Raw genomic sequence first — 10,217 nt, 5'->3', positions numbered from 1 at the left:
CGGCGACCACCGATATCTACCCGCCTGCTATGTCCCTCTTTCCCTCCCCGACGCTCTTCCGATCTGCCCCGCGTCTCGGGGCCGCGCGGCCCGCGCGGGCAGGGTGGGGCCCATGACGGTGACACCCAGGACGCGTACGCCGGGACGGCGGGCGGCGAGGACGCTCCCCCGCGCGGCCGGCGCGCTGCTGGCCGCGTTCCTGCTGGGCGGGTGCGGGGCGTCCGCGGCGAGCGAGGACGGGGCGACCGACGCCGGCCGGCGGTTCGCCGCCGCCGTCTCGGCCGGGGACTACCGCACCGGCTGCGCGCTGCTCGCCCCCGAGACCCGCGAGCAGGTGGAGGAGGACGCCCGGGGCGCGTGCGGGCCCGGGCTGCGGCAGGCGGAGCTGCCGACGGCCGGCCTGCCGCGCGGGGTCGACGTGTACGGGCGCGAGGCGCTGCTGCGGATGACCGGCGACACCCTCTTCCTGTCGCGGTTCGACGAGGGCTGGCTGGTCACGGCGGCCGGCTGCGCGCCGCCGGAGAGCAAGGACGAGCCGTACCGCTGCTCGGTGAAGGGAGGCTGACGGGATGAGGGCCGTGGTCGGGTGGGCCGGCGCGAGGGCCGGCGCCGGGCGCACCGGAAGGGGGGCGGCCGGATGAGGACGGTCTTCCTCTGCTGCGTCGTGGTGATCGTGGGCGGCCTCGCCTACTTCACGGTGATCGGGGCGATGCACCGGTGAGCGCGCGACGCGTCGGGTTCTGGCGCTCCAACAGCCTCACCCTCGTCTTCGGCGGGGCCTTCCTCGTCGTCCTCGCCGCCCAGGCGGTCGCCGGGCGCGCCCAGTTCAACGAGCAGATGGCCGTGGCGGGGCTCCAGCAGATCGGCTTCGGGGCGTACCTGACCTCCTCCGACTTCGCCGTCGACGTCACGGAGAACTGGCAGTCCGAGTTCCTCCAGTTCTTCCTGTACGTGTACGGGACCGTCCACCTCGTGCAGCGCGGCTCGCCGGAGTCGAAGCCGCTGGACCGGGTGGGCTCCGAGAGCGAGCGCGACCAGCGGATGGGCGACCACGCGCGCTCCGACTCGCCCCGCTGGGCGGGCACGAAGGACTGGCGGCAGGCGCTGTACGGCCACTCGCTGGGCCTGGTGATGGCCGCGTTCTTCCTCCTGTCCTGGTTCGCGCAGTCGGTGTCGGGCGCGGCCGCGTACAACGGCGAACGGCTGCGGCAGCTCCAGGACCCGATCGGCTGGGGCGCGTACCTCGGCTCGGCCGACTTCTGGGACCGGTCGCTGCAGAACTGGCAGTCGGAACTGCTCGCCGTCTCCGCGATGGCCGTCCTCTCCGTCTACCTCCGCCAGCGCGGCTCCCCGGAGTCCAAGCCGGTCGGCTCCCCGCACGCGGCCACCGGCATCGAGGGCTGAGGCCGGGGCCCGGGGCCGCCGCCCCGGGCCCGCGGGTGCCGTAGCGGGTCAGTGGGTGCCGTAGCGGGCCGTGAGGCCGGCCGGGGCGGCGGTGGCGGCGTGGCCGTCGAGGGGGAGGCGGTAGAGGGCGAAGGCGTGGTCGATCACCGGCTGGGCGACGTTCCGGACCCGGACGCCGCCCGCCGTCATGCCGTGCTCGGTCCCGAGGTGGGCGTGGCCGTGGACGGCGAGGTCGGCGCCGTGGGCGTCGATGGCCTCGGCCAGCAGATAGCTGCCGAGGAAGGGGTAGATCTCCAGCGGCTCCCCCGCGAGCGTGTCGGGCACCGGCGAGAAGTGCGTGAGCGCGATGCGGACGGCGCAGCCGTGCGCGGTCAGTTCGCCGAGCGCGCGGGACAGCCCCTCGGCGCTGCGCCGGGTCGTGCGGACGAACTCCTTCATCTCGGGCTCGCCGAACTCGCCCGCGCTGCGCCCGACGAAGCCGCCGCAGAAGCCCTTCGCGCCGGCGACGCCCACCTTGTGGCCGGCCACGGGCAGGACGGTGCTCTCGCCCTCCAGGACGTGCACCCCGGCGTCGCGGAGCACCCGGGCGACCTCGGCGGGTTCGCCCGCGTGGTGGTCGTGGTTGCCGAGGACGGCCACGACGGGGACGCCGAGGGACGCGACCTCGCCGGCCACCACCCGGGCCTCGGCGACCTCGCCGTGCCGGGTCAGGTCGCCGGCGAGCAGCAGCAGGTCGGCGCAGTCGGGGAGGGCCTCGAAGGCGGGGCGGAGCAGGCCCGCGCAGTCCTCCCCGAGGTGGATGTCGCCGACCGCGGCCACCCGGATGGCGTCGGGGCCGGTCCGTTCCGGTCCGAGGAGGGTCATGACAGCTCCTCTCCGTGGTCCGGGGCGTCGCAGCCCGCGACGGTGATGTCCGTGCGGAGCGTGAACCCGGTGAGGGCGGAGCGGGCGAGCTCCACGATCTCGTCGCGCCGGACGGTGGTGGGGACGGTCCCGGTGAGCAGGACGACACCGCCGCGCTGCTCCACCTGCACGCCGAGCTCGGCCTGGCCGTCCCTGGCGAGCCGCTCCCGCAGCCGGGCGATGCGGTACTCGTCGGCGCGCGGCTCCTCGACGGGCGTCGAGTCCTCGTACGGCTCCGGTCGTTCAGTCACGGCCGTCCGCCTCCTCTCGCGCCGGCCGCTCCGCCGCCGGCCCCTCTCCGGGGTCCGGGAGGACGCCGAGGAGGCGGAGCAGGTAGAGGAAGGCGACCGCCATGGGCCGGTCGCGGGTCTCCTCGCGGACCCGGTCCCAGTCGACGCGCTCGCGCAGGCCGCGCGCCACCGGCAGCAGGACGCCGTAGTCGCAGTGGTGCTCGGAGAGCGCCGCGAGCCGGCCGATCATCAGGTCGGTGGGGTCGATCACCGGCAGGTGGACGGAGTCGACCGGGAGGATCCAGGCGCGGTCGAGGAGCTCCTTGGTGACGGCCCGTCCGGCGAGGGAGAAGATCAGGTCGATCTGCTCCCCTCCGCTGCGGGCCTTCACCAGCCAGTCCTCCGGCGGATCCACGATCTGGATGCCGCGGCCGCGCAGCAGCCGGACGACGGTCTCGGAGTCCTCCGCGCGCAGGGCGAAGTCGGTGTCGTGCTGGAGCCGGACCGGGATGCCGTACGCGTACGCGGCGACGCTGCCGACCAGGGCGAACGGGCAGCCGGAGCCCTTCAGGACGGCCCCGACCTCCTTGGTGACCTCCAGGATGGCCTGGGTGTGGTCGGGCGGCAGCACATCCGGGCCCCCGCCGCGGCCGTCTCCGGTCTGTGTCATGAGGTTCATGCCTCCTCCTCGGTGGGGGCTCGCAGGGCGCTGGCGCCGGCCCGCCAGGCCCCGACGGCGGACTCGGCGAGGGCGTCCTCCAGCAGGCCGGTGGCCCGCGCCCCGAAGGCGACGTCGGCGGCGAGACCGGGCTCCTCGGCGAGCAGCCCGTCGACGACCTCGCGTCGGACCAGCTGCTCGTGGACGGCGTCGGCCTCCACGTGCTCGTCGTAGAAGCGGGCGGCCGCCTCGTCGGCGCCGCACCGGCGCAGGGCGGCGGCGTGCCAGGAGGCGGCGGGCGGGGAGGAGATCTCCACGGCGGCGAAGTGGCCCACCAGGGCGCCCCGGCGGGCCCGGTGGAGGCCGAAGAGCGACATCAGGTTGGCGGCGGCGAGGACGGGGGCCCCGACGACGGGGAGGTAGTGGCCGTAGCGGGGGTCGAGCCCGAGGCCCCGCATCAGGTCGGCGTAGAGGCGGGCGTGCACCCGCTCCTCCCGGCCGCAGCCGAACTCGTCGTACAGCACGGTCGTCATCCCGGCCTTCGCGCGGCCCCACAGCCGGGGCAGCACCCAGGCGTACGGGTCGGACTCGCGCAGCTGGTGCACGGACCGGAGCACCGCGTACTCCCGCAGTTGCTCCAGGGTGCCGTGGCGCAGCAGGAAGCGGGAGAGGCCCTGACCGTCCGGCGGCTCGGTCAGCAGGGCGTCGAAGACCTCGGCGGGCGTCGCGCTCCCCGCGCACCCGGCCCGCAGCGCCTCCTCGAAGCGTTCCTCCAGGAGGGCCCGCAGCCGCAACAGGTCCGGGTCCCACTCGGCGGCGTCCGGCACGCCCGCGAAGCCGCGGTAGTGGAGCTCGTAGCAGAGGTGCAGGGCCAGCTGGAGGTCCTCGCCGTACGGGTCGGCCGCCGCGACGGCGCGGGGCCCGGGCAGGGCGGCGGACCGCCCGCGCAGCCGGCCGGACACGGCGGCGGAGAGCTCGCCGCGGGCCGGGGGCAGCTCGGGGGCCGCCGCCCCGGAGGCCGCGGGCGCGTCGCCGGGGGCGTCCTCGGGCGGGCGTCCGACGCGCGGTGCGGTGGTCGTCATGGCACGGTCTCCTCGGTGTCGGGGCCGGCCGCCCGTCAGGCGGGCGGCGACGGCGTGGGGCCGCCGGACCGGTCGGACCGGGACCGGCGGCGGTGGCTGGTGTCGCAGAACGGGTCCCGCAGGCTGCGGCGGCACCGGCACAGCGCGACCACGGGCCGCTCGCTGCGCCGCACGGTCCCGTCCGGCAGCACGATCTCCACGGGGCCGTCGACCAGCAGCGGCCCCTCCGCCAGCGGCGTGATCCGGACGGGGCGGGCGCCGGCCGGGGCCGCACGGCCGGGGGCCGGGGCCTCGCCGGGCGCGGGTTCCGCCGCTGCGGGGTTCTCGGGTACGGGATCCACGGCGCACCTCCAGAGGGGGCGGACCGGGAGGCGGCGCCCGGGACGGCCGCCCGCCTCACGGAACGGACGCATGGGCGCCTGCCCCCTTCCGCGCCCGGCATGCCCGGCGGTTCCGGCGGACCCGAGGGAGGCGTGTCCGCGCCGGGGGCGGGTAGGCGCAGACGGCCGCGGCGGCCCTCCCCGCCGCTTCTCTCCGGTCCAGTGCAGTGCAGACCAGTCCGTTCCGTTCCGTTCCGTTCCGAGGAGGCGATCGCCCCGTGGACGCGTCGAACCCCCTGGCCCGCCGGTCGTGGCCCCGCGCCGACCGGACCGCCGCCGTGTTCCTGAGGGGATACGAGTGGCTGCCACCCCGCACCGGGACCGAGACGGGGACCGGTCCGCTGCCGATCCGGCTGCTCGGCCGCCCGGCGGTGGTGCTGCGCGGCCCCGGCGCCGTGCCGTTCTTCTACGACGAGCGGCACGCCCTGCGCTCCGGAGCCCTGCCCGGCCCGGTCCTCGACACCCTCTTCGGCCGGGGCGCGGTGCACACCCTGGACGGTGCCGGGCACCGGGCCCGGAAGGATCTCTTCCTGTCCTGGCTGACGGATCCGTCCGGGGTCGCGGCGCTGGCCGACGGGGCGGTCGGGGAGTTCCGGGCGCGGCTCGGCGCGCCCGGCCGCGAGGCCGTGCTGTTCGACGAGGCCGCGCTCGTCCTGGCCCGCGCGGTCCGCGACTGGACCGGCCTGCCGGGGTACGGCGACGACGGGGCCGTCGACCGGCTGGCGCGGGACTGCGTGGCGATGGTGGACGGCTTCGCGACGGCGGGGCCGCGTCACCTGCGCGCCCGGCGGGCCCGCGCCCGGCAGGAGGGCCTGCTGCGCGAGGCGGTCGCCCGGGCGCGGGCGGGCGGTCCCCCGGCCGGGCCCGGCGCCCCGCCCCGTACGCCGTTCGAGGCGGTGGTGGCGCACCGGGAGGCCGACGGCTCGCTCCTCCCGCCGGCCACGGCCGCCGTGGAGCTGCTGAACATCGTGCGGCCCACGGTCGCGGTCGCCTGGTTCGTGGCGTTCGCGGCGCACGCGATGAGCCGGCGGCCGGACGTGCGGCGGCGGCTCGCGGAGGAGGCCGACGGGGGGCCGGCGGGGTTCGCCCTCTCCTTCGCGCACGAGGTCCGGCGCTTCTACCCCTTCGTGCCGTTCACCGGGGCGCTGGCCGCCCGCGACCTCGTCCTCGACGACGGGACGCCGGTGGAGCGCGGGACGCTGCTGCTCCTCGACGTCTTCGGGCAGAACCACGACCCCGTCCTGTGGAGGGACCCCTACCGCTTCGTCCCGGACCGCTTCCTGAGCGCCGCCGCGCACCCGGCCGGGCTGATCCCGCAGGGCGGCGGGCCGCCCGAGGGGCACCGCTGCCCGGGCGAGGACATCACCGTCACCCTGCTGACCCGGCTCTCCCGGGAGCTCGCCCGGCTGGACTTCGCCGTTCCCGAGCAGGACACGCGGATCCCGCTCCACCGCGTCCCCACCCGCCCGCGCGACGGCTTCCGGATCACCGTGGGGGCGGCGGCGCGCGCCCGGCCGGCGGGGGCCCGGCCGTGAGGGGCGGGCCTCAGCGCGGGGGCCGGGCCAGGGGGCCGGCGTCGATGTGGCGGAGGAGGGTGAGGGCGTCGTCGTGGACGACGACGGCGCCGGCGTCCTCCAGCTCGCGGCGGGTCGTGCCGCCGGTGAGGAGTCCGACGCAGGGGACGCCGGCGCGTCCGGCGGCCTCGACGTCCCACACCGTGTCGCCGACGAGGACGGCGTCCTCCGGTTCGGCGCCCACCGCGTCGAGGGCGGCCCGCACCAGGTCCGGGGCGGGTTTGGTGGCGGTCACGTCGCCGCTGGAGGTGGCCGCGTCGATGACGTCGTCGGCGTCGAGCCGGGCCCGTACGGCGGCCACCTCCTCCTCCGACGCCGAGCTGGCGAGCACCACCTTCCAGCCCCGGGCGGCGGTGGCGCGCAGCAGCTCCGCGGCGCCCTCGAAGGGGACGAGGCTGTCGAACCAGGTGGCGTAGAGCGTGCCGTGGGCGTTCGCGATCGCCTCGTCCTGCCCGCTCCGGCGGTCCTGGCCGAGGACGGCGTCGAGGAGCCGGTCGGAGCCCATGCCGACGGCGCGGTGGATCCGGGCCATCGGCACCGTGTGACCGTGCTGCCGCAGCGCCAGCCACCAGGTCAGGGTGTGGAGGTGGTTCGTGTCGACGAGGGTGCCGTCGACGTCGAACAGGGCGGCGCCGCGGGTCCGCGGTGCGTGCGGGGTCATCATGCCTCCCGGGGGTGGTGGTCCGCCGGGGCGTCCGCGCGGGCCCCGGAAGCGGGCACGGGGCGCCTTTCCGGGCTCCGCCCGGGCGTGCGGACGGCCCGGACGACCACGAGCTGTTCGGTCCTGGTGCCGGGGGCGGCCAGTCCGCGCCGTTCGAACCAGCCGGCCCGGGCCGTCATGACCGGCCCGTACGGCTGCTCGCGGCGGGCGACGACCCGGGCCCGCATCCCTTCGGCGCGCAGCGCGGCGAGGGTGGCGGCGACGCCGCTGAGGGAGGACTGGACGAGCAGCAGGACGCCGTGGGGCGCGAGGACGGCGGGCGCGCCGCGGCAGATCCGGTCGAGGAGGAGCCGGCCGTCGTGGCCGGCGTCCCACGCGCGCCCGGGGCCCGCGGCGGGCGGCTCCGACGAGGGGGCGGGCACATAGGGCGGGTTGACGGTCACCAGGTCGAACCGCTCCCCCGCGACCGGCGTGGCGAGGTCCCCGTGCAGCACGCGGACCCGGCAGCCGGACAGGCGCGCGTTGCGGCGGGCGGTGGTGACGGCCGTCGCGTCGATGTCGGAGGCGGTCGCCCGGGCGCCCCGGCGGGCCGCCTCGATGGCGAGGATCCCGGTGCCGGTGCACAGGTCGAGGGTGCGCGCGCCGCGTTCCAGGGGCTCGCGGGCGAGGGTCTCCAGGAGCAGTAGGGTGTCGCCCTGGGGCGCGTACACGCCGGGCGGTCCGGCCACCACCACGGGGCTCCCGGCCGCCCGGTCCGGCTGCGCGGGGCTCGTCGGCTTCGCGGGGGTCATCGGCTTCGCGGGACTGCTCATGGGTGCTCCTCCGTCGGGGTTCCGCCCGGGTCTCGTCCGGGCGCGCGTACCCGGCGGAGCCCCCGGTACGCGCACGTACCGGGGGCCGCCTGCGGACGGGGCGGAGGGCGGGGCGGTTACCCCGGCCGGGCGCGGGTAGCCGCGCCCGGACAGGTGCTGTGCCGGACCAGGGAGGTGACCGAGATGGTGCACGACACGATCGAGGTGGCGGCTCCGCTGCGCGAGGTCTACGACCAGTGGACGCAGTTCGAGGAGTTCCCGAGCTTCATGGACGGGGTCGAGGAGGTCCGGCAGCTCGACGACCGGCTCTGTCACTGGCGGACCAGGATCGCGGGGGCGACCCGCGAGTTCGACACCGAGATCGTCGACCAGCTCCCCGACGAGCGCATCGCGTGGCGGACGGTCGGCGGGGACGTGAAGCAGAAGGGCGTCGTCACGTTCGAGAGGGTGGACGACGAGCACACGCGCGTGCGGCTGGCGATGGAGGTGGAGCCCTCGGGGGTCACCGACCGGGCGGCGAAGGCGATGGGGGTCCTGGAGAGCCGGATCGAGGGCGACCTGCGCCGGTTCAAACGGTTCATCGAGGACCGCGACCGGGCGACCGGCGGCTGGCGCGGCCGGCTCCGGCCCGCCGACAGCGCGGGCGGCACCACCCCGGCCGATCCCGCCACCCCGCCCGACGACGCCCCGCCGCGGTCGACCGGTGCCGGGCCCCCGTACTCGGGCCCGATGTAGGGCCGGGGCGCGCCGGCCGAGGGCGGTGAGAGCGTGAACGGCACCGACTCCGGTTTCCGCCTCCTCGACGTCTCGCTGCACACGGAGGAGCTGGGCCGCCTCGGGGTGCCGCTGGGCGGCCCGGGGAGCGGCGAGCCGCTGGTCCTGGCGGAGGGCACCGTGGTGAGCCTGGGCCTGACCTTCCGGCTCGGCACGGACATCGACGGGCTGGCCTTCGAGGAGGAGCAGGCCCGGGGCGGCCGGGTGCTCGCCACCACCCGGACGGTGCTCGGCGGCTTCCGCAGCGGCGGACCGTACGAGGTGTGGCTCCCGTCGCGGCGCATGCCGGTCGGCCGGGCGCACCTCGGCCTCTACCGGATCACCGGCCGCCTGACGGACGGCCGGGGCCGCGAACTGGCACGCGAGGCCCATGACGTGTGCCTCGTCCACACGGGCGGCGCGCCCCCGGCCCGCCCGGAGGCGACGGCCGCCTCCTGAGCGGACGGGCCCGAGAGGCGCGTCTAGGCCGTCGGCGCCTCGGTGCGGGTGCGGCGCAGCAGGTAGGCGCCGGCGCCGGCGGCCAGGAGCAGCATGCAGGCGGTGAACACCAGGCCCGCGCCCTCCAGGCCGAGGGGGTCGGCCAGCAGGCCGACGCCGATCACGGGGATCGAGATGCCCGTGTAGGCGACCACGAAGAGGGACGAGATGACGGCGGCCCGCCGGTCGGGGGGCGCGGCGGCGGCGACGGCGGAGAGCGCGCCGCGGAAGGCGAGGCCCTGCCCGACGCCGCCGGTGAGGGCGGCGAGGACGACGAGGGCCAGCAGGTCGGCGAGGAGGGCGCAGCCGAGCAGGACCAGGCCGGCGAAGAGGACCGCGCAGCCCAGCGGCAGGGAGCGGGCGGCGCCGACGCGGCCGGCGGCCGCCTGTCCGGCGGTGGAGGCGAAGAAGGCGAGGGCGACGACGAGGCCGCTGACCGCGTGGTTCTCCACGTGCAGGTCGCGGGCGAGGAAGGCGGGGCTGACGGAGGTGAGGACGCCGAAGAGCGCGAAGCCCACGAAGGAGGCGACGGACGCCGGCACGAAGACCGCCCCCGGGCGGGCCGGCAGGGCGGGTTTCCGGGGCCGTACGGCGCTGAGGGGCCGGCGTTCCGCCACCGTCTCGGGCAGCCGCAGGAGGAGCAGGGCGCTGACGGCGACCAGGGCCAGGTGGACGGCGAAGGGCAGCAGCAGCGGCTCGGGGGCGTACTCGGCGAGGAGCCCGGCGAGGAGCGGGCCGCAGCCCAGCCCGCCCATGTTGGCGGCGGTCGCGACGAAGGTGGCGCGCGCGGTGCCGCCGGGCGGGGCGAGTTCCATGACGTACGCGGTGGCGGCGCCGGTGAACAGGCCCGCCGAGAGGCCGGACAGCAGCCGGCCCGCGTAGAGCCAGCCCAGGGCGTCGGCGCAGAGGAAGCAGACGGCACTGGCGGCCGCGAAGGCGAGCCCCCACCGCAGGACGGGGCGGCGGCCGACGGTGTCGGAGGCGTTCCCGGCGAGGAGCAGGACGCCGATGACGCCGAAGGCGTACACGGCGTACACCACGGTGACGGTGAGTTCGGAGAAGCCGAACTCCTCCTGGTAGAGGGGGTAGAGCGGGGTGGGGAGCGTGGTGCCGGCCATGCACACCACGAACACCGCTCCGCCGAGCAGACACCGCAGCCATCCGCGTCGATCACCGGCCATACCGGCGACCGTAACCCGCCCGTCGCCGCCGTGCCGCCCGGACGGTCCGCCGGGGCCGCCGCACCGGCGGACGGCTCACGG

13 protein-coding genes are annotated in these 10,217 nt (G+C 77.0%); 5 read left to right on the top strand and 8 right to left on the bottom strand.

Going from position 1 to position 10,217, the window contains the following annotated elements; genetic code table 11:
* The first annotated feature begins 112 nt into the window (after positions 1–112).
* A complete protein-coding gene (locus AB0E83_RS20140) occupies positions 113–565 on the top strand; it encodes a hypothetical protein (RefSeq protein WP_362113258.1) in 453 nt (150 codons plus the stop codon).
* A 152-nt stretch (positions 566–717) separates the two neighbouring features.
* Positions 718–1,404, top strand: coding sequence for a DUF6766 family protein (locus AB0E83_RS20135; RefSeq protein ID WP_362113255.1), 687 nt, complete (start codon positions 718–720; stop codon positions 1,402–1,404).
* A 48-nt stretch (positions 1,405–1,452) separates the two neighbouring features.
* Here AB0E83_RS20135 and AB0E83_RS20130 read toward each other — a convergent pair whose 3' ends face one another.
* Genes AB0E83_RS20130 through AB0E83_RS20110 form a run of 5 tightly spaced genes read right to left on the bottom strand, consistent with a single transcriptional unit; the run spans position 1,453 to position 4,618 of the window.
* A complete protein-coding gene (locus tag AB0E83_RS20130; RefSeq protein ID WP_362113252.1) occupies positions 1,453–2,268 on the bottom strand; it encodes a metallophosphoesterase in 816 nt (271 codons plus the stop codon).
* Positions 2,265–2,558 (bottom strand): BON domain-containing protein, encoded by a 294-nt coding sequence (locus tag AB0E83_RS20125; RefSeq protein ID WP_362113249.1) that lies wholly within the window; start codon positions 2,556–2,558, stop codon positions 2,265–2,267. Before AB0E83_RS20125 ends, AB0E83_RS20130 begins: the two co-directional genes overlap by 4 nt.
* Positions 2,551–3,216 (bottom strand): nucleotidyltransferase family protein, encoded by a 666-nt coding sequence (locus AB0E83_RS20120; RefSeq protein ID WP_362113246.1) that lies wholly within the window; start codon positions 3,214–3,216, stop codon positions 2,551–2,553. The genes AB0E83_RS20125 and AB0E83_RS20120 overlap by 8 nt, the downstream gene beginning before the upstream one ends.
* On the bottom strand, positions 3,213–4,277 hold the full coding sequence (locus AB0E83_RS20115) for an iron-containing redox enzyme family protein (protein WP_362113243.1): 1,065 nt from the start codon (positions 4,275–4,277) through the stop codon (positions 3,213–3,215). Before AB0E83_RS20115 ends, AB0E83_RS20120 begins: the two co-directional genes overlap by 4 nt.
* Before the next feature lie 35 nt (positions 4,278–4,312).
* Complete coding sequence (locus AB0E83_RS20110; RefSeq protein ID WP_362113240.1) at positions 4,313–4,618, bottom strand: CDGSH iron-sulfur domain-containing protein; 306 nt, start codon at positions 4,616–4,618, stop codon at positions 4,313–4,315.
* Positions 4,619–4,875: 257 nt separating this feature from the next.
* On the opposite strand from AB0E83_RS20110, the gene AB0E83_RS20105 reads away from it, so the two are divergent.
* Positions 4,876–6,192, top strand: coding sequence for a cytochrome P450 (locus AB0E83_RS20105; protein ID WP_362113237.1), 1,317 nt, complete (start codon positions 4,876–4,878; stop codon positions 6,190–6,192).
* A gap of 10 nt (positions 6,193–6,202) precedes the next feature.
* Here the strand turns inward: AB0E83_RS20105 and AB0E83_RS20100 are convergent, their stop codons facing one another.
* Positions 6,203–6,892 carry an HAD family hydrolase gene (locus AB0E83_RS20100; protein ID WP_362113234.1) on the bottom strand — a complete coding sequence of 230 codons (690 nt, stop codon included), beginning with the start codon at positions 6,890–6,892 and terminating at the stop codon, positions 6,203–6,205.
* Positions 6,892–7,683 carry a HemK2/MTQ2 family protein methyltransferase gene (locus tag AB0E83_RS20095; RefSeq protein ID WP_362113366.1) on the bottom strand — a complete coding sequence of 264 codons (792 nt, stop codon included), beginning with the start codon at positions 7,681–7,683 and terminating at the stop codon, positions 6,892–6,894. The genes AB0E83_RS20100 and AB0E83_RS20095 overlap by 1 nt, the downstream gene beginning before the upstream one ends.
* 204 nt (positions 7,684–7,887) lie before the next feature.
* On the opposite strand from AB0E83_RS20095, the gene AB0E83_RS20090 reads away from it, so the two are divergent.
* Both AB0E83_RS20090 and AB0E83_RS20085 read left to right on the top strand, forming a co-directional pair.
* Entirely contained in the window at positions 7,888–8,439 is a 552-nt protein-coding gene (locus tag AB0E83_RS20090) for an SRPBCC family protein (RefSeq protein ID WP_362113231.1), read from the top strand.
* 33 nt (positions 8,440–8,472) lie between these two features.
* Positions 8,473–8,916: a hypothetical protein gene (locus AB0E83_RS20085; RefSeq protein ID WP_362113228.1), complete on the top strand. Its 444-nt coding sequence runs from the start codon at positions 8,473–8,475 to the stop codon at positions 8,914–8,916.
* Between the two features lie 23 nt (positions 8,917–8,939).
* Here the strand turns inward: AB0E83_RS20085 and AB0E83_RS20080 are convergent, their stop codons facing one another.
* On the bottom strand, positions 8,940–10,136 hold the full coding sequence (locus AB0E83_RS20080; protein ID WP_362113225.1) for an MFS transporter: 1,197 nt from the start codon (positions 10,134–10,136) through the stop codon (positions 8,940–8,942).
* Positions 10,137–10,217: the final 81 nt, after the last annotated feature.

The sequence above is a fragment of the Streptomyces sp. NPDC035033 genome (assembly GCF_040636735.1).
In the GTDB taxonomy this organism is placed as follows: domain Bacteria; phylum Actinomycetota; class Actinomycetes; order Streptomycetales; family Streptomycetaceae; genus Streptomyces.
Note: the sequence above shows the minus strand (reverse complement) of the source record. Positions and strands in the feature narration are given on the sequence as shown.